Source organism: Companilactobacillus suantsaicola, from assembly GCF_004745525.1.
In the GTDB taxonomy this organism is placed as follows: Bacteria; Bacillota; Bacilli; order Lactobacillales; family Lactobacillaceae; genus Companilactobacillus; species Companilactobacillus suantsaicola.
The window spans coordinates 67,713-86,747 of record NZ_RKLY01000005.1 but is presented as its reverse complement, the minus strand read 5'-3'; the positions used below and the strand labels follow the sequence as shown (position 1 = coordinate 86,747).

The following is a 19,035-nucleotide window of genomic DNA, read 5'->3' as shown; positions in this document are numbered from 1 at the left end:
TTTTGTGCTCTTTTTCACTTGTGAAATTTATATTTTAATAATTAATGACAAAATTAAAAATAAAATAGTGCTATACTCCTTGTCTACCAATCACTTAGCTATATTCCAATCGGATATAGACAGACTTATATATTGTAGTATTCACAAGTTTCTGCTACACTGTGTTTGTACCAAATAAAGAAAGCGCTAACATAGAAAGGAGGGGCTTTGATATAGTAACTTTAAAATCTGGAATAGGTTTTAAGTCTACCGATCGCCTCCCGTATAGAAAGAACAAATATACCAATCTATGACTAGATGCTTATTCTAGATACTTAGTTGATTGCTGTAACTCCCAATTACTAGATAGGAGCACTCATTTCTTAAATTTGCCCAAGAATTTAACTCCCAGACCAAATTGATCTCCCCAAGTTGTCAGATACCCATCATCCGATAACTCTTATTAATTTCAACTCCTATCGACAATCAACTGTACATAAAAAGAGCAGTTAGGTTCCCCGCCTAACTGCTTTTTTTGATGACTTGACCATAATTTAAGGTCTCGCCTTCAATAGTCATTTTATTTCTACCATTACGTTTTGATTCGTACAAATATTCATCAACTCGTTTGAAGATATCTTCAAATGATTGATCATCAATTCTCTGTTGCGTGACACCAAAACAAAGTGTGACATCTAATCGATTTCCTTGAATAAAGAGTGGCATATCCTTCAAAGTTCGATCAATTCGGTTAATTATCTGACTAGCCTGGTCGACATCTTTGTTTGGTAATAAAATAATGAACTCTTCCCCACCATAGCGGAAAAGCAAGCCATTAGTTTTGCCAACATGCAGTTCTCGCTCAACGATATGGGAAACGTGACGCAAGACTTCATCACCGATCTCATGTCCATAATGGTCGTTAAATTCCTTGAAGTGATCGATATCAAACATCAAGATTGCCATTGGCTTAGAATTATCAGCAAATTTTTCAAACTCATCTTTGGAAACTTTATTGAAATTGGCTCGATTTCTGACGCCGGTCAAAGCATCATAGTTAACTTTAACTTCCAAATCGGTATAAGCATGCATGTAAGTACTCATTTTCTGTTCAATAATTCGTACAACCAGCATGTAAATTTCAAACAAGATCAACATCCCAATAATATCAGCAATTGGGAAACGGTAATCAATCCACAAAATTGTCCACCAACAGATTCCAAACAGCAACTGTGATGACAAATACCGATAATTATAGACAATCAGTTCATCTTTGTGACCATATAAATAATCGATCACGATTACTAAAATCAAATAAGCAATGATGAACAACCACCAATTAGGCCCCATCATTCGAGCAATATCAAACGACGGGTGATAAAAAAATGGCAACAAAATATTCATTAAAACGATCAATCGGTTATTAAAAATAAATAAACCATAAAACAGAATCGTCAATTCCGCATTTGCCAACAATCCTCCCAGTTCAACTTTGGTTCCATTAGTCAAACTTCGAAAAACTAAATTGATGATCAAAACGGCAACTAATAGTAAAACTATTTCTGCAACGTTAATTGAACCCTTTTGCCAAAACGGTGACGATTCACTAACTTTTCGTTCCAGCATAAACGCGATGTAGGTTATGATCGTAATTAAGCCTATCGTGACAAACCCGGTCATAAGCGCATTAGTACTGAAACAAATCCGGACTATTTCTGCTAAATTACCCAAGAATCTATCCCCACTTACTTTTAGAATTCCTTAGTTCAGTTTAGCATTGTTAGAAGTACTATTAAATATTCGTTTAGTAAATATAACTGGTTTGAATAAGAGTTATTTTTGATAGTTGTTGTTCTTTTGTTTGGGTGGTGGTTAAGATGCCGTCTTCCGCAACAGCTCTGGGAAACGCTGGAACGCGGTGGACACAACTTGAAGCCAATTTTTAAGCCCGAAAATTGTCTCCAAGATTGGTCTTTCACTAAACGCTAAAGCGTTAAGTGAAATTTCACGGCTGAGCGTTTCCCAGAGCTGTTGCTCCAGACTAGATCCTTCTTTTTTGCAGTTTTTCCTATGAGTCTTAGAATGGATACCCCTCTATTTTAAGTTCGTGCGTAATTTTTATATAGTCTGAATAAACTTGTTAATTTTAGATAATAACTGCTCATTCCTTATCCCTGGGCAAAAAAAAGTTGTACTAGTAGAATACTTTCTATTAGCACAACTTTTTTAATTACATTATTATTTATTTTTTTTAAATCATCATACGAAAATCAAAATGCGTGACAGTTATTTCTGTAGCATTAGAAGAAAATAACTTATAGAGCCACAATTTAATCCGGAACAAAAAACTCGATTTGGGCTCAGTGGTGAAATTATTCTTAGCAATTTATTGCTTAGAATAAGGCCGAGCTTGGAAATGCCGCGTACTTTGCGGTAGTTTCAAGTCGTGCCCACCACGTTCCAGTCCCAAATCGAGTTTTTTGTGGAGGATGGCATACTTAACTACCACCCAATAGAACAAATTCTATATTTTATTTCTCATTATCTTCTTTATCAATCGCCATCTGAGCAACCAAATTCAAATAATTAAATGGATTATCATAATTTGGTTGGAATAGCATATCAACATATGCCAAATCGTCAATCGTATTCTCATTTTGAATACAAATCGAAATAGCATTTGCTGACTGGGCTACTTCGTGTTTGCTGAAGAGCTGAGCCCCTAGAACTTTTCTAGTATCCTTATCGTAAATCAAATAAATCGTCAACATTTCGGTCGTTGGCATATACTCTGGACGATAGTAGTCGTGGTAAGTGACACAATCAGCATTTAACCCATTGGCCAAGGCTTTTTTCAACGTCAATCCAGTTTCGGCTAAAGTATAACCGAAGATACCCATAGCAGTAGTAGCTTGTGTACCCATATACTTACGGACTTTCCCAAAGATATTCATCCCTGCCAAAGTACCTTGTCTAACCGCACTCGAAGCTAAAGGAATATACTTCATTTCACCAGTCGGATTGAATTTAACAGCGGTAGAATCTCCGGCGGCATAAATATCAGGATCGGATGTTTGCATATAGTCATTAACTAAAATTGCTCCGTAACCATCCATTTGAACCTGACCTCTTAGCAAATCAGTATTGGCAAAGAAGCCTGTGCAGACGATGACCAAGTCGGCTTTAAACGCATGACCAGCTTTGGTCTTGATCGTTAATTGTTCTCCATCATCGATTTCGGCAACTCGCTCACCTAATTGAACTTTGACATCATGTTCTTTTAACTTTTGAATAATTGTTTCTGACAGTGGCTCGTCAACGTAATTATTCAAAATCGTTTCTCGTGATTGGATCAGCGTTACTTCATGAACTGTATTAGCGTAACTTTCAGCTAATTCAACTCCGACATAACCAGCACCAACGATAGCGATACTTGGATAGTCGAGTGCAGATTCATAAATTTTCTTAGCTTGTGCATAACTCTTACACAACAAAACTCTTGGATTGTCCATACCGCCAATTGGTGGGACCCCAACTTCCGAACCAGTCGTCATAATGAGCTTATCGTAACTATCTTCAAAAATTTCTTGTGTGGCTAAATCTTGAACTCGAATTTTTTTATTTTTAGAGTCGATCTTCATAACATTATGCTTCATGAAAACCTTAGCTCCATATCCTTCCAGCGTGGTTGGATCAGCATAGAACATATCCTCAAGTCGATTGACGATCCTTCCTAAATAAAGCGCTATTCCGCAAGATAGAAAGGCAATATTATCATCACGTTCATATACAGTCACTTCTGTATCTGGATGTTTTTTTAATATTTGTTCCACTGCAGCCGTTCCAGCGTGTGTACATCCGACAACTATAACTTTCAAGTCGGTTCCTCCTCTACAGTACCCAGTAAAATATTTTGGTATTATGCTTAAAAAAACACTTAGTTATATTATATCAATGAATTTATTTTTTAATATCCTATAAATGGAATTTTTAAATTTCAATTATCGACCATAATATATGCGTGATTTGTAATATAATAACAAGTGTATTGACTTTTTTAATTTGGTAGGTAGTTTATGGACAAAATAAAATATTCTGATGATATAAATTCTGATATTTATAAAGATAGTTTAAACATTCGTGAAACCGTCTTCGTCAAAGAACAACACGTCGATAAAAATATTGAGATCGACAACGACGAGGCTAAATGTACTTATTTCACGTTATATTCAAATGATAAACCTGCCGCAACTGCAAGATTTCAAGTCACCGACGACAATGGTATTCACATTCAACGAGTCGCCGTTTTAAAAGAATTTCGCCATCAACGGTTAGGGTCGAAACTCTTAGATTTTATTTTCAAATTTGCAAAAGAAAAACACTTCGATTACGTCATTTTAGGTGCGCAAGATCATGCCCAAAAATTTTACCAACAACTTGGCTTTAAAGTCGTCGGTGACCAATATCGTGAAGCCGGAATACTTCATCATGACATGAAGATGAGCTTGTAGTACTATTTAAGTGGATTGTATTATCAATTGAGGGATTATTGGATTTACAAAGGAGCAAAATATGTACAGATATTTTATTCAACCGCAGCTTGACACAGTAAATAATTCATTAATTGGCTACGAGCTATTGATGAAAGAAAAGAAACCAGAGGGCTGGCGTCCTCCACTAAACTTCTCAGAAGTTCCTTCTCACACTATGGCAGAAGTTCTAATTGCCACAACCAAAATCTTATCTTTAAAAATCGGTTCCGTTTCTGTTAATATCAATCGCAACCAGTTGATGGATAAAGAAGTCCGAGCAGCCATTTTGGAAGCTCAAAAAATTCTTCGTCCATTGAGATTAGTCGTTGAGTTAACCGAAGACACACCTGCACAAAATTGGTCCAACGAAGAATATATTTCCTTAATTAAAGAATTTATCGACTACGGAATGGATTTCAGCCTCGATGATTGTGGAACCGGCGTCAATCAACTAGACCAGATCAAAAACATGATTCCCCTAGCTGCAGAAATAAAATTTGCCATTCAAAACTTTGGTGAGAAATTACGCGACCCAGATATCGAAAGTAAAGTAATTTTCTGGAGAGACATCTGTGAAAAAGAAAACATGCGCTTCATCCTAGAAGGAATCGAAGACGAAAAAGACGACAAATTAGCCGACAAATTAGGAATAAACCTAAGACAAGGCTATTATTACGGCAAACCAAGACTGTTAAAGTTAAAAGCTGATGATGACGAATTTTAGAGCGTGGAAGCCAACGGTTAGGAGTCAGCAGATAGCCTAGCTTCACGAATTACCCGCCGTACTTTGCGGGTGATTTGGGAAGCGTAGCTATATGTTGACTCCTGTTGGCTGGAACGCGTTTTAGCTATATCGCATAGAACCATGGTTATTCAAAAAAAGAAGCCCTATTAATGAAAACCTTCATTAATACAGCTTCTTTTTTATTTCTTCTCACTTAATTCCTGACGTTCCTTAGCCACAGCCATCTGAGCAACCAAGTTCAAGTAGTTAAACGGATTATCATAATTAGGTTGGAACAACATATCCATAAAGGCCAACTCATCAATTGTATTCTTATTTTGAATACATACCGATAAAGTATTAGCAGATTGAGCTACCTCATGTTTACTGAATAATTGACCACCAAGAATTAAACGTGTGTCTTTATCGTAAACTAGACGAATCGTCAACATCGCCGTTGTAGGCATATAAGCTGGACGATAATTATCATGGAATTCAACCACATCGGCATTCATCCCATGCTCTAAAGCATGTTGCAATGTCAAACCAGTGGAAGCAACCGTATAACCAAACAATTCCATCGCCGAAGTAGCTTGAGTACCCATATACTTTTGAATATTGCCGAAAACATTTTTTCCAGCCAAAGCACCCTGTCTAATAGCGTTAGTTGCTAATGGCATATAGGCGTGCTCATGTGAAGGATTGAAGTAAACCGTACAAGCATCCCCCTCCGCATAAATATCTGGATTAGAAGTTTGCGTATACTCGTTAATAATGATGGCACCGTGCTTATCCATCTTAACTTGTCCACGCAAAAGATCCGTATTGGCAATGAATCCCGTGCAGACAATTACCAAGTCCGCTTCATGATCCTCTTTATTAGTTTCGATCAAAACCTTATCTTTCTTATCGTCACGGTCAAAACCAGTTACTCGCTGATTCAAATAAACTTTCACGCCATGTTCGTGAAGAAGATCGACTACTTTATCCGACATATCTTTATCAATATAGTGGTTAAGAATTTGGTCGTGTGATTGAATCAAAGTTACTTCATGATCAGTATTAGCATAACTCTCGGCTAATTCAACTCCGATGTAACCACCACCGACAATGGTAATTTTTTTATGATTTTTAGCTGTTTCATAAATTGCTTGAGCTTGAGCGTAGTTTTTACACATCAAAATTCTGGAATCAGAAATACCCATAATTGGTGGTACAACAACTGTTGAACCGGTTGTCATAATCAATTTGTCATAAGTGTCATTGATAATCTCATGTGTCTTCATATTTTCACACATGATAGTCTTATTTTCAGAATCAATTTTCAAAACGTCGTGCTTCATCTTGATATTGGCACCCAATTTTTGTAAATCCTTAGGGCTTGCGTAGAACATATCTTCTAAATGTTTCACTTTTCCGCCCAAATATAGAGCAATCCCGCAAGATAAGAACGAAATATTGTCATCACGCTCGTATACCGTTATTTCAGTATCTGGGTGCTCCTGAAGAATTTGCTCTACTGCAGCTGTTCCCGCATGTGTACAGCCTACTACTACTACTTTCATTCTTTAATTTCCCCTCTCAAATATCATAAATATTTTATACCAAAATCCGATAAATAGAATATATTATTGATAAATTTCTTTATAATGAATTTATTATAAACTCATTTACCATAAATAATGAAATAAAATTCAAAATTTATTAAAAAAACTACCAAACCCAATTCTCATCTATAAAACTTCGCCAAAAAACAGTCTATAAAACTATTCGGTCTAAATGGAAACTAATTAGAAGAAAAAAATTATATATTTTTGAATCTTTCAACTCTTCTACTAGTGAATTGAACTTTCCAAGCCCACAATAACATCTTTTATAATTCAAATCTATGATTATTCTAATTTTTCTTCAATCTTACGTTAACTCGATCCACCATTCCCACTTTCTAATAATTCTCAAAAATGGTATCTTTAAATTTGATATTTAAATAAAAATTAAGGAAGTAAACTTGAATTTCATACAAAATACCATCGATGATTACATGAAAATTGATTCTACGATCATCACTTTAGTCACGATAGGATTAATCACACTGATTACGATCTTGGCTTACAGCTTAGAACGTTATTTAGTTAGTCACCCATCCACATATCTCAAAATCTTTTTCCACTTGCTTGAGGGTTTCGGATTAGCTTTAGGGATGGCAATTTTGCAAAAGACTTTCCACATAGTCAATCATGGTTCTATCAACAACGGTTGGCTCTATGCCAATGCTCAGATGACCATCATGCTCTACGCTTTATATTTGATGCGAAACCGTATCACCTTAATGATCAATCTGGTCATGCCCTTTGTTTATCATGAAGCCTCCAATTTCCAGCGTTTGGAAAGTTACAAGTTTCCATATTTCGTGATTGCTTACCTCGTTTTAATGGGAGTCACAATTTACTTTTATCTAAATCAAGATAAATTGATCAACAACGCGCGAAAATACATTCTCTGCCAAGCTATCTATGGAGTTTCTTGGTGGCTATTGCTTTGGGTCGATCACAATTTCGAATTTTATCGCATTCTCGATATGGTTCTAGTCTTTTTGATCTACATGGCAATCATTCGTTATTGTGAGCGAAAAATGCAGGAAACTCTCAATGGTTATGATCATCTAAAAGTTGCCGTTAACTACGATGAATTAACTGGAATTAGAAATCGCGCCAGTTTTGACAAAACCGTCAAAGATATTTATCAAACTTATAATGATAACACTAACGTCCCTTTGACCATTGCGATGTTAGACATCGACCGCTTTAAAAAGTTTAATGATACTTTTGGTCATTCGACTGGTGATAACGTTTTAAGACACGTTGCCAATACTATGGAGCGAACTTTATTTCTGAAGAACACCCAAGGGCAAATTTTCCGTTTTGGTGGTGAAGAATTTATCATCATTTTTCGAGGTAAGACTACCCAAGAATGTACTCCAATCATAGTTGATCTAAAGAATTCATTAACAGATTCACCGTTATTTTTAAATGGCAAACAGTTAGACGTCAACGTCTCCTTTGGCGTTACTCAATTAAAAGACTCCGACAAGAGTTTCAAAGATCTTTTCGAACGAGTTGACAGTTACCTATACCAATCAAAAAATTCTGGTCGCAACAGCATGACTGTCGAAGGCCAAACAACAAAATTTGATAATAAATAAAAAGCAGCACCTATTCTCAACTCGTAACTGACTATTGAACAGTTATACGCATATTGAAAATAGATGCTGCTTTTTTAATTTGTTCCTTTTGAAGACAAAAAAATAGTGAGAACTTAATCTCACCGTCGGGAAGGAATCAGTTGTTTTTAAATCTGGTAGTCCCTATATGTCATAGTAAACCATGTCACGCTTGAGGGCAATAGAATAAACTAATAATTTTGCTTTTTTTCTCTTTCAAAATGAATAATGATGTTTCAACGATGGAACCACGATTTTATCAGCCATCCCAATGATTATTCCTTGACAAAACATCGCCAAAACTGTCCCAATACCGACTGAAATAATCCGACCGGTCAAAGCAAAACAAACGATCATAATGATTATTGGTTGACTAACTGACCCCAGCCAGCTGAACCATGTAAATATTTGAACCTCAATAAATATGCCATTTCATCATTAGGATGTTGAATCAAATTACAACGTTGATAGATAGAAGTCCCAATCGAGATTAGCATCAAACCTAAGATGTCGATGACAATTCGTAAATATATTGGTAAGTTGGGAAAGTGAAATGGATTTAACAAATCACTGAAAAATCCTACTAAATAACTAAATGGTAGTGAAAATAGCAAGTTCGAGATAAAAATGTGTGTATCAAATTTTCCTAACAACAATTGATTGACGATGGTCACAATAACCGCATAGACAAACAAAGTTGTTCCGTAACTAGCATGTAACAACGTGGAAATATTAACTGCGGATGCTGTCCAAACAGCACTTCCCATATTACTATCGATCATTAACGCATTGGCAAAGGCATCCAAAACAATTGCAAAGATCAAATACCCTAAGCGCTTTTTAAATTTACTATCCATGACAAACCTTCCCTTGAACAAAAAAAGACAATACCAAACGTAATTGGTATTGCCTAACTACTAGATTTAAGTTTAATTTAACCTGAAAGCGATGTCAATTCAAACTATTTCTTTGGATGATTCATTTCGTCCATACTGATCAAATGATACTCATGCTTGTGATCAGGATCGTAAGCTTCAATTTGGGCCATCATTCCGGTATCTTCATGTTCAAGAATATGGCAGTGATACATGTAAACACCAAACTTAGTGAATTGAACTGCAATTCTGACAGTCTCACCAGCGTTGACGCCGACGGTATCTTTCCAACCGTGTTCATTTGGATAAACATCTTTGCCATTACGACTGATTACTAAGAATTGGCAGCCATGCATGTGGAACGGATGAATCATTCCGCCATCCATATCGTTGGTATTAACTACATCCCAAAGAACAGTATCACCAATTTTTTGACGACGGTCGATTCTTTGCATATCAAAGAGTTTACCATCAAGTCTAACTTGGTCATCCATCCCTGACATGACAGTCTTAGTTACAGGAAGTCCAGGTGTTACTTCTGGAGCATTAATTGTTGTCAAATGTTCTGGAAGTTTGACGTCTTCACGTGTGTAATTGCCAATCTTGAATTTCATGATAGGTGTGTCATCACTCATCAAAGTTACTACGTCGCCAGGCTTTTTATCGCCAAAGTCAACGATAACTTCCGCTCTTTCCGCACAAGTTAACATCAATTTGGTGAATCTAACTGGTTCGGGCAAAGTGCCACCATCAGAAGCAATTTGAGTGAACTCGTGATCATCATCAAAATGCAAGCGCCATTCACGACGATCGGATCCATTTAAGATTCTCAAACGAACGCGTTGAGTTGTAACATCAAAGACACCATTGATCGTACCATTAACTAGTGCGTACTTACCAAGTGTCCCATCGACATCATAATCTTTTTTATAATCGAGTTGATTATCGTGATAGGTTCTGTCTTGTAAAATGACCGGAATATCATCGACACCATAATTTCTTGGGAATGGAAGTTTTGCTTCTTCATCATCTGTAACGACGACTGCTGCTGCCAAGCCATTCCAAACTTGGCGAGCCGTATTTGGACATGGATGTGGGTGCAGCCAATCAGTTTGTGCTGGTTGATCCAAAGTAAAGTCAATGTCACGACTGCCACCAGGATAAACTGGCGCATGCGGACCACCATCAACGATTGGTCCAGTAACATTTAATCCGTGCCAATGGAAAGTAGTAACTTCTGGTAGTTCATTAACGAGGTGAATGTGATAGTGAACACCTTGCTTGAAGACCACTGTTTGGCCTAGTAAAGAAGTGCTATAGCCCCAAGTCTTAGTTTTCTTACCTGGCAAAATTTGTGTTTCACCAGCTTGAGCTGTAATTGTGTAATAAACATCGTTGCCGTCTACTTTGTCTGGCTTCAAAGCAGCAGGAATATTCAATGGTTGATCTGGAATGTCAACCTTTTCTAGTGGAATATAACCACCATCGTGTAAATCAAATACTGGTTCATCAAAAAAATAATCATTGTAAACTTTTGTTTCTGCCATTTATAATCGCCACCCTATTTAGTTTTTGATCGAAACGTACAAACGCAATTTACTAAAGCCTCAATAAACATGCCGATAGCCATCATGTACATCGCTATCATGTTTTTATTAGCGAAGACAAAATACAATAAAATTGCATAAAAAATTAGCATGAATACGGAAAAAGCCTTAGAACCACCTGCCATATTATCACCACCAAAATTTATTACATTTCCATTTTAGTACAGTTATTCACAAATAAAAATGGTTTTTCGGTTTGCCTAAGAAATTTAGCGGTTGTTCTTTTGGTTGGGTGGCGTGTAGATGCCGTCTTCCGCACAAAACCTGTGATGGACTGGATACCTTTACAAGGATTCAATATTTTAATTAATTTACAAAAGAATAAAAAAGAGAATCTCACTAGAACAGTAATATTGCCGTGTATGAAAGGAATTCTGAATGAATAAAAAGGTATAAATGTTGGTTTCATAATGTATATATTTTGAAAATACCCACAATTGGGCATTTTCAGCATTTGACCTCACATACAGATTTTTAAAGAATTGAATTAACCTTCATTTGGACTTACACTGCCTTTAATTTTAACGAGTGGAAGTATTCCTAACACCATACTTAGTAAATACGTATTTAGGAAGATGATAAAATGAATAAAAAGATTGATATGATTATAAGATTAGTATTTCTGTTTATGGCCATATTGGAAATTTATTTTATGGTTACAGGCAGCAAATTAATAAGACTCTTTACGCCAATATTATTGATATCGGTCACACTATATTATCTTATTAAGACAAAACGATAAAGAAAAAAAGTCAATTGGGTTCAGCTCTGAAATTCTCCAGTCCCAATTGAGTTTTTTGTGGAGGGCGGCATACTCCCCCGCCCCCAAAAAAATTTAGTACTTGTAAATTACTAACTCTCCGTTGATGAAGTTAGCCATGTAGACTTCTGATACGTCGATGTGACGTTTTTGAAGTTGGTCATTGATCCATTCTTCATCATGTCCCGAAGTTGCCAACTCTTCCATATCAATTTTGCCATCCAAAATAATTGGATACTTATAGCTGTCTTCGTTTTTCAGTAAAATCGTCAGTTGACCGTTACGTTCAAAAACAGCTCGACTAACTTTTCTAACATCTAAGACCCCCGCTTGGCGCAATTTGAATGACAAGTCATTGGCAGACAAGCCATTACGCAAGGCTAAATCGACGTCAATTTTGCCATTTCTCACGATGACTTGGGGTGTGCCTTCGATTACTTTCTTGAAGAAATTGTTGTGATTAGTCAAAAACTTAGCGACAAAGACCACCAAGGTCCAAATCAACAAGACTAACGTAAATTGCAATATCGTGATGCTAGAATTATAGATCATCCCACCGACAATACCACCAAGCACGTAGTTTTGCAGTTGATCGATCGCACTGGTTGGTGCAATGTTACCACGACCAAATAAATTAATTTGTAACACCATGAATAAGAAACCGATGATAAATTTTAAAGTTAAATCTCCATATAACAAAACCATATCTCCACCTATTTTTTAACGTATTGAATTTTCTTTGAATCAATAATGCTGGCTTTTGTCAAAGTGTAACTGGCCTGATTGCTGTCAAAGTTGACCTTATAAATATTTTTACCAGCTTTGATCAACATCCCTTCAGTTAGACTCGAACTATTCGAATACATCTTCTTAGTCGTTACCCTTTTTTCTTTGGCAACTGAACGCATCAATTCTAAAGTTTGGCTCGTTTTATTATTGATATCCAATTTCTGTTCATAATTGTTGTAATTAATTCCTATAAATAGGAAGATACCCAACCCAAAAATTATCAATAAATCACGATACTTGTTGTCAGAACGGTTTTTGAAGTACAAGTAGCTGGTAACAAAAATCGCCACTGCCAAAACTAAAATTCCGATAATAAATAGAAAGTTTGGCTCATTATTGTGGGCTATTAAATAATCATACGAATAAAAACTCATTTATATCCCCTCAACTATTTTTTTATTTACGATTAGTATAGCAAAAAATCTATCTTTGCTAACTTAAAGCGCCTCCAATTTAATTTGCTTGCGCAAGTATTCAAACTGCTGCATAATATTTAGAAGTTAACTTCAATTAGGTGGTGAAAAAAATGAGTGATAACTCAAATCTCTGTACGTGGTTAGAAATGAAGCATTTTGAAGGCGACATTCAAACTCGTCTGGAAAAGGTTCTCAAAAAGTTTGACCTCTCACCAGTCGAATTTAGCTTCTTACACTATTTATACGACCAATACGACTCTAAAGCTAGTTTGCTTGAAATCAAAGATTCCCTCAAGCTCAGTTCAGCAGCCGTTTCTCGTATGGCAGTCCGTTTGGAAGAAAAAGATTGCAAACCTTTAATTCGCTATCACAGTGACGAAAATCAAAAAGAAGTTTGTCTCCAAATTACAACTTCTGGTATTGAACACTTCAAAGAAGCTGCTCAAGAGGTCGACCGGTCACTAAATGAATTATTTTCCAGTCTAGATTTCAAAAAATTACGTGATATGATAAATTCTATTAACTAAGAATCCCGGCATGGGGTTCTTTTTCTTTGTCAAAATTATTCGAAAAGAGCTTTACTTATGCACAATTACAAATTTCAAACAGCTATTTTAGTTTTACTTTCCTTTGTTTTAGGAAATAATGAGTTTCTCGTCATGGGGGTGCTCTCCAATATTTCCAAAACTTACCACGTTTCAATCGCAAACGTTGGGCTGTTAATTACCGCTTATGGCCTGATTTATGCAATCTGTACCCCAATCATTACCTCTTTATTAGGCAATTTCAATCGTTATTACACTTTAATGATTTTGACAGTCATCTTCATTTTAGGAAATACCCTCAGTGGTTTTGCGACTAACTACATCGTTTTGATTATTTCTCGCGTGATTGCCGCGTCAGTTGCTGGGGCAATAATTTCTTTGTCCATGACTTTTTCCAGCGTGATTGCTCCCAGATCCAAACAAGACAGCGTCGTCTCCTGGATTTTCTCCGGATTCAGCATTGCATCAGTCTTCGGGGTGCCATTCAGTACCGCTATCAGTCGAATTTTTGATTGGCGAATGACTTTTTTCATAATCTCTTTTGTCAGTGTAATAACTTTAATTTTATTAATGCTTTCATTACCCAAAGATATGGAAAGAAACACCAGCCCCTTGAAGAGTCAATTGGAATTGATCAAAGATTCCCGCATCTACGTCGGCTTTTTTCTACCATTTTTCGCCATCGCCGCTATTTACGTGGTCTACACTTACCTCCAACCCCTCTATGGCAAGCTTGGCTTCTCCAGCGGCAGTTTGAGTCTGTTCCTGGCTGTCTTTGGTCTAGCATCCCTAGCCAGCAACCAATTGTCCGGTCGAATTTCTGAACACGGTGGCTTGAACTTTATGCCTAAAGTCTACTCAGTCGAAATTTTTATCCTCCTAGCCTTGCCATTCTTGATTCACGCAAAATATGCTGGATTAATCAACTTAATAGTCATCGGGTTAGTGATGTATTTAATCAACGCTCCAATTCAGATTCACTTTTTAAATATCGCTGAAGAATCTTTTCCACAGGCAGTAGCTTTAGCTTCATCGCTTAATCCGATTGCTTCAAACTTAGGAATCTCCTTAGGTTCAGAAGCCGGGTCAATGATTGTCGGCAACTTTGGACTCAACTTTGTTGGATTTGGTGGAGCTATCTTTGCTTTAGGAGCTTTATTAATAAATTTGAAATTAAATAACATTATTACATCAAATCCTAGCAAATAATTCTATATAAATTTATCAACTTTTTTCATAATTACCTCTAAAACGACAAATATTGTCGCCTACGTTTGCTAGAATTTTAAGTGTAAGTAAACGATTAAAAGGGGATATTTAAGATGAAAAAACATTTTGGACCTATTGTTTTAGGACTTATTGCCATGACATTAGCTGCTCCTGCAGTTAACGCAACCACTGTTTTGGCAGATGAAAACGGGGATGTTGCAACACCTAGTGAGGAACAAACAGACAAAAGTGATGTTCAAACAGAACTAGAGACTTCACTAGCAGAACTTAAAGCCAAGATTTCCGTAAACGATTTAGCTGACACTCAAATCAAGACATTAGAAAATGCCTATACTGAATACTCTAACGAAGCAAAAAAAGCTACGACTGACGCTGAACGTAACGAAATTATTTCTTTTATTGCTTATTACTTAGATTCAAAATCAACTATCAACTATACCTTTGATGTTCCAAGTGGAATTATCAAAGGAACTGACGAAAAAGTAGCACTACCAAACATTCAAAGTCAATTTACAAAACCAGGAACTTATCCACTTTACATTGGAAATAATGATGTAGCATTTGCAAACAATACTGATGATAAGACCGTAAGATCCATCAATTTAACACTAGATGAAAACGGCAAATTCACAATCGATCCAAATTACCTAGACGAAAACGGCAACATTTTATTGAAATCTAATTTATCAAAAGACTCATTGACTGACGAAATTAAACAAGCAGAAAATACAATGCAAACTCAATTCACATCTTCTGATCCTGAAGCTTTAAAATCAGTTATTGCTGAGATGTCTAAGGACTTAAGTGCCATTGAAATCCCTGCTGAAGCTAGCTACACCGACTTCAGTAAAGTCAAAGAAGAGATTCAAAATACTATCTCTAAATACTCCACCTTCGCTCAATATGGCAACCGTGGAAAGACTGGTATTCCCGTTGTTAAAGGTGCTTCAGTTTCCTTCCAAACTGAACCCGGTGGGAATTACCTCAAATTAGCATTCGATAAAGACGGCTCAAACGTAACTAGTGCGGAATTTACCGACAAAGATGACAATCCCGTTAAAGTTTCCGAAAACGTTAATATTACGACTGACCTATCCGATCAAAAAGTAACAACTAACAATGAAATCGGCACAAATGAACCTGAAACACCAATCGTTACTCCATCAACTGATGACCACAATTCATCATCAAACACAACAACAGACACAAATACAAATAAGAAGACTATTTCAAATTACTCAACTGTCTTCTATGCCCTTCCTAACAAGAATGTTCATCTTTACAACGAAAACGGCGAAGTAATTACTAACCGTGGACTTAGTGGTAACACTGACTGGAAGGCCGACAAGAAGATGACACTTAATAACGAAGTCTACTTACGCGTTGCAACAAACGAATGGGTTAAATTAGCTGACGGACTAGAAGTTAACCTAGGCAGTACCGTCGTTAACACCCTAAATGATGCTCATCTTTACAACGCTAAAGGTGATTTGATCACTAACCGTGGATTAGCTAAGAATACTGCTTGGAGAAGCGACAAGACAGCCTCAATCAACGGTCAAACAATGTACCGTGTTGCTACTAACGAGTGGGTTAAAGCAGCAGATATTAAGTAACAAACATAACCATCACAATTAAAAAAAGAAGCTGTATTAATGAATTTCATTTTCATTAGTACAACTTCTTTTTTAGTTTCAAATTTAGAGCTCTTTTTTTGGCTTCTCAAGCTTTTTAGCTTGTTTCAACGATGAAGCCCGGCGAATCAATTTTTCAATCAAGAACATCGCTGGAGTCTGAGTCGTCACGTTATCACTTTCGATCATTTGTTGCGTAGCAAAATAAGTCAGCGTGTATTGGCTCATTTTAGCAATCGTCGACGTAACATTATTGGTGATGGCCACGACTGGTACTTTATGTTTAATAAAATTGTCAATGTATTTAATGATGATGTGGTTTTCACCCGACACTGAACAGACGATCAGACACAATTCATCAGCGGCCGTGTTGTCGAAGTCAACGATTGGATTGTCAATGGGATTTTGAATCAAGAGTGACAAATTGACAAAGCTCGAATAGTTGACCGCCCCAAATTCGGCCAGTATCTTGGAAGTTCCCTCACCTATCCAAAGTACTTGCTTGCGGGTCAAAAGCATTCTAGCGACCTCATCAATTTTCTTACGTCCATCTGACGTGTCGGTTTCCATAATCGATCGAACAATTTCCCCACTATCTAAATCGGTTGGGTATTCTTGACTCAAATGTTTATTAGAAACGTATATCTTCAAGCGTGTTTTGAATTCTGACCAACCAGCACAATCAAATTTTTGGCAAAAACGCTGAATACTGGCTGTACTGCAATATGTGATGTTAGCCAAATCGCGAATTCGCATGTATACGACGGTGTTCATGTTCTTGACTATCACGCGGTAAATTATCATATCTGTTTCCGTCAACTCTGGCGTATGATCTAGAAAAAGCATTCCATTACCTACTTTGTAAACGATTTAATAGTTCAATCTTACATTACTTGGAATTGGCTTAGCAAGAGCATTTCGGTGCATTTGTGATAAATATGACATTTTTGTCACTGGTTGTATCATTTTTAGGAAAAGAAAAAAGGATGATCGGGGGTCATCCTTTTTTACTTTCCCTTGCTATGTTTTTTGTAGCTTAGGGAGAGTTATGGGGTCGACGATTTTGTCGACCGTATTCCTCTTTTTCCCTTGCTACGGTTTTTGTAGCTTAGGGAGAGTTATGGGACATCTGATTTGATGTCTGTTTAACTCTTGATTGTTTGTTTTTTTGATTTCTTTTGTAGTTTCTTTTTGGTTATAGAGTTGGTTCTTTTTGGTTTGAACCATGGTTCTTGGCAATATAGCTAAAACGCGTTCCAGCCAACAGGAGTCAACATATAGCTACGCTTCCCAAATCGCCCGCAAAGTGCGGCGTGCAATTCGTGAAGCTAGGCTATCTGCTGACTCCTAACCGTTGGCTTACACGCTCTGCTTAATCTTCAAGCGCCTTATTAGCTTTATTAATTTCCATAGCTGTACTCATATAAACGAATGGTGCGTAGATCAAGGCGGCTACTGCGATATTGATTGCGGCAATAACTCCACCTTGCCAACTAGCTGTGGCGATAACTCCACCGATAATTGGCGGTGTTACCCAAGGCGGCATACTTGTTGCTGCCGGCATGAAGCCACTAGCTGTAGCGAAGTAAGCAATACTTACACAGACCATTGGAGCTAAAATATATGGTACGAATAGAATTGGATTCAAGACTAATGGAAGTCCGAATGCCAATGGTTCGTTGATATTGAATAAACCAGGTGCAGTTGCTAGGGATGCAACTGACATATAAGGTTTGTTCTTTCTACCAACAATAAAAATAGCGATAATTAATCCGATTGTTACACCAGTACCACCGATGTTAACGAATGAATCCATAAATGGCTTGTTAACAATGTAAGGAATTTCCTTACCGGCTTTCAATGCAGCAGCATTAGCTTGAATAGCTGGAGCATTGATAGTTTGCATAAATGGTTCGATCATGTTGGCACCATGAAGACCAAAGAACCACAAGAATGGTGTGATAAAGGCAATCAATAGTGCAGTTGGATATGAGTTTGCCATACCCATGAATGGTTCTTGAACAGCCTTGTAGAAAGCTGTAACAACATTTTCGATACCCATTGCATTTAGAATCATTGTCACGAAACCAAATACAGCGATTGTGATGATAGCTGGAAGTAAGGCAGCAAATGACTTAGCAACTGCTGGTGGAACCCCGTCAGGCATTTTGATAGTAAATTTATCTACATCAGATAAACGTCTGAATAGTTCAGTAGAAAGTAAACCGACTAACAAAGCCACGAATAATCCGGCTGAATCCATTCCTTGTGCACCACCAACGGCGAAGAAAGAACCTAATGATACGATACCGGCAGAAATTCCATCGACACCGTAAGACTTAGCCAAGTTGTGAGCAACTAAAAACGAAATAAAGATAGATAGAATAGCGAAAGAACCATTCCAAATGTTTCCACCTAATAGAGTCCAAACATATGAATCCCCCATCTTTTGACTGAAGGTACTGTTCATAAAGTCAATGAACCCAGGAATAGGTAGATTGTTGATCAATACGGCGAAGGCACCAACGATCATTAATGGCATTGTGTATGCGAAAGCATCACGGATTGCAATTAAATGACGTTGATTACCAATTTTTGAAGCGACTGGTAAAAAGTGCTTCTCCATAAAAGCAATAAAACTTTTCATCTCTTAACCCCCTCTTTTTGGTATACATAATTTATATCATGTTTATGTAAGGGCTATCAATGATACCTGTGACATTT

At 36.9% G+C, this 19,035-nt stretch carries 16 protein-coding genes; 6 read left to right on the top strand and 10 right to left on the bottom strand.

Features of this window, described 5'->3' with window-relative positions:
- Positions 1-501: 501 nt before the first annotated feature.
- Together EGT49_RS03055 and EGT49_RS03050 are read right to left on the bottom strand one after the other, a co-directional pair.
- Positions 502-1,710, bottom strand: a complete 1,209-nt coding sequence (locus EGT49_RS03055; RefSeq protein WP_135371492.1) for a GGDEF domain-containing protein — start codon at positions 1,708-1,710, stop codon at positions 502-504.
- An 800-nt stretch (positions 1,711-2,510) separates the two neighbouring features.
- Positions 2,511-3,857 (bottom strand): FAD-dependent oxidoreductase, encoded by a 1,347-nt coding sequence (locus EGT49_RS03050; RefSeq protein ID WP_135371491.1) that lies wholly within the window; start codon positions 3,855-3,857, stop codon positions 2,511-2,513.
- A 198-nt stretch (positions 3,858-4,055) separates the two neighbouring features.
- On the opposite strand from EGT49_RS03050, the gene EGT49_RS03045 reads away from it, so the two are divergent.
- A complete protein-coding gene (locus EGT49_RS03045; protein WP_135371490.1) occupies positions 4,056-4,490 on the top strand; it encodes a GNAT family N-acetyltransferase in 435 nt (144 codons plus the stop codon).
- 61 nt (positions 4,491-4,551) lie between these two features.
- A complete protein-coding gene (locus tag EGT49_RS03040) occupies positions 4,552-5,235 on the top strand; it encodes an EAL domain-containing protein (RefSeq protein ID WP_135371489.1) in 684 nt (227 codons plus the stop codon).
- Positions 5,236-5,435: 200 nt separating this feature from the next.
- On the opposite strand, the gene EGT49_RS03035 is transcribed toward EGT49_RS03040, so the two are convergent.
- Positions 5,436-6,800, bottom strand: coding sequence for an FAD-dependent oxidoreductase (locus EGT49_RS03035; RefSeq protein WP_135371488.1), 1,365 nt, complete (start codon positions 6,798-6,800; stop codon positions 5,436-5,438).
- A 443-nt stretch (positions 6,801-7,243) separates the two neighbouring features.
- Here EGT49_RS03035 and EGT49_RS03030 point away from each other — a divergent pair, with 443 nt between their 5' ends.
- The gene (locus EGT49_RS03030) at positions 7,244-8,437 is read left to right on the top strand and encodes a GGDEF domain-containing protein (RefSeq protein WP_135371487.1); all 1,194 of its coding nucleotides are present in this window, start codon (positions 7,244-7,246) and stop codon (positions 8,435-8,437) included.
- 234 nt (positions 8,438-8,671) lie between these two features.
- On the opposite strand, the gene EGT49_RS12845 is transcribed toward EGT49_RS03030, so the two are convergent.
- From EGT49_RS12845 to EGT49_RS03010, 5 genes are all read right to left on the bottom strand, one after another.
- Complete coding sequence (locus tag EGT49_RS12845) at positions 8,672-8,812, bottom strand: hypothetical protein (protein ID WP_484032578.1); 141 nt, start codon at positions 8,810-8,812, stop codon at positions 8,672-8,674.
- A 5-nt stretch (positions 8,813-8,817) separates the two neighbouring features.
- A complete protein-coding gene (locus EGT49_RS03025) occupies positions 8,818-9,312 on the bottom strand; it encodes a DUF6198 family protein (protein WP_246013789.1) in 495 nt (164 codons plus the stop codon).
- 104 nt (positions 9,313-9,416) lie between these two features.
- Entirely contained in the window at positions 9,417-10,877 is a 1,461-nt protein-coding gene (locus EGT49_RS03020) for a multicopper oxidase family protein (protein ID WP_135371486.1), read from the bottom strand.
- An 895-nt stretch (positions 10,878-11,772) separates the two neighbouring features.
- Positions 11,773-12,402 (bottom strand): DUF421 domain-containing protein, encoded by a 630-nt coding sequence (locus EGT49_RS03015; RefSeq protein WP_135371485.1) that lies wholly within the window; start codon positions 12,400-12,402, stop codon positions 11,773-11,775.
- An 8-nt stretch (positions 12,403-12,410) separates the two neighbouring features.
- On the bottom strand, positions 12,411-12,860 hold the full coding sequence (locus EGT49_RS03010) for a DUF3290 domain-containing protein (protein ID WP_135371484.1): 450 nt from the start codon (positions 12,858-12,860) through the stop codon (positions 12,411-12,413).
- A gap of 152 nt (positions 12,861-13,012) precedes the next feature.
- Here EGT49_RS03010 and EGT49_RS03005 point away from each other — a divergent pair, with 152 nt between their 5' ends.
- The 3 genes from EGT49_RS03005 to EGT49_RS12605 all read left to right on the top strand — a co-directional run bounded on the left by EGT49_RS03005 (position 13,013) and on the right by EGT49_RS12605 (position 16,293).
- Positions 13,013-13,429 carry a MarR family transcriptional regulator gene (locus EGT49_RS03005; RefSeq protein WP_135371483.1) on the top strand — a complete coding sequence of 139 codons (417 nt, stop codon included), beginning with the start codon at positions 13,013-13,015 and terminating at the stop codon, positions 13,427-13,429.
- A 57-nt stretch (positions 13,430-13,486) separates the two neighbouring features.
- Entirely contained in the window at positions 13,487-14,656 is a 1,170-nt protein-coding gene (locus tag EGT49_RS03000; protein ID WP_135371482.1) for an MFS transporter, read from the top strand.
- A 113-nt stretch (positions 14,657-14,769) separates the two neighbouring features.
- Positions 14,770-16,293, top strand: a complete 1,524-nt coding sequence (locus EGT49_RS12605) for an SLAP domain-containing protein (protein ID WP_135371481.1) — start codon at positions 14,770-14,772, stop codon at positions 16,291-16,293.
- 84 nt (positions 16,294-16,377) lie between these two features.
- Here the strand turns inward: EGT49_RS12605 and EGT49_RS02990 are convergent, their stop codons facing one another.
- Together EGT49_RS02990 and EGT49_RS02985 are read right to left on the bottom strand one after the other, a co-directional pair.
- The gene (locus EGT49_RS02990) at positions 16,378-17,157 is read right to left on the bottom strand and encodes a MurR/RpiR family transcriptional regulator (protein WP_135371480.1); all 780 of its coding nucleotides are present in this window, start codon (positions 17,155-17,157) and stop codon (positions 16,378-16,380) included.
- Between the two features lie 526 nt (positions 17,158-17,683).
- Positions 17,684-18,958, bottom strand: a complete 1,275-nt coding sequence (locus tag EGT49_RS02985) for a PTS sugar transporter subunit IIC (RefSeq protein ID WP_135371479.1) — start codon at positions 18,956-18,958, stop codon at positions 17,684-17,686.
- Between the last annotated feature and the right edge of the window lie 77 nt (positions 18,959-19,035).

What these genes read in the sequence shown, in the direction of transcription:
- EGT49_RS12605 (WP_135371481.1), top strand. Translation starts at nt 14,770, where the DNA reads ATGAAAAAACATTTTGGACCTATTGTTTTAGGACTTATTGCCATGACA.
- EGT49_RS03040 (WP_135371489.1), top strand. Translation starts at nt 4,552, where the DNA reads ATGTACAGATATTTTATTCAACCGCAGCTTGACACAGTAAATAATTCA.
- EGT49_RS12845 (WP_484032578.1), bottom strand. Translation starts at nt 8,812, where the DNA reads ATGATCGTTTGTTTTGCTTTGACCGGTCGGATTATTTCAGTCGGTATT.
- EGT49_RS03000 (WP_135371482.1), top strand. Translation starts at nt 13,487, where the DNA reads ATGCACAATTACAAATTTCAAACAGCTATTTTAGTTTTACTTTCCTTT.
- EGT49_RS03010 (WP_135371484.1), bottom strand. Translation starts at nt 12,860, where the DNA reads ATGAGTTTTTATTCGTATGATTATTTAATAGCCCACAATAATGAGCCA.
- EGT49_RS03020 (WP_135371486.1), bottom strand. Translation starts at nt 10,877, where the DNA reads ATGGCAGAAACAAAAGTTTACAATGATTATTTTTTTGATGAACCAGTA.
- EGT49_RS02990 (WP_135371480.1), bottom strand. Translation starts at nt 17,157, where the DNA reads ATGCTTTTTCTAGATCATACGCCAGAGTTGACGGAAACAGATATGATA.
- EGT49_RS02985 (WP_135371479.1), bottom strand. Translation starts at nt 18,958, where the DNA reads ATGAAAAGTTTTATTGCTTTTATGGAGAAGCACTTTTTACCAGTCGCT.
- EGT49_RS03035 (WP_135371488.1), bottom strand. Translation starts at nt 6,800, where the DNA reads ATGAAAGTAGTAGTAGTAGGCTGTACACATGCGGGAACAGCTGCAGTA.
- EGT49_RS03045 (WP_135371490.1), top strand. Translation starts at nt 4,056, where the DNA reads ATGGACAAAATAAAATATTCTGATGATATAAATTCTGATATTTATAAA.
- EGT49_RS03025 (WP_246013789.1), bottom strand. Translation starts at nt 9,312, where the DNA reads ATGGATAGTAAATTTAAAAAGCGCTTAGGGTATTTGATCTTTGCAATT.
- EGT49_RS03015 (WP_135371485.1), bottom strand. Translation starts at nt 12,402, where the DNA reads ATGGTTTTGTTATATGGAGATTTAACTTTAAAATTTATCATCGGTTTC.
- EGT49_RS03005 (WP_135371483.1), top strand. Translation starts at nt 13,013, where the DNA reads ATGAGTGATAACTCAAATCTCTGTACGTGGTTAGAAATGAAGCATTTT.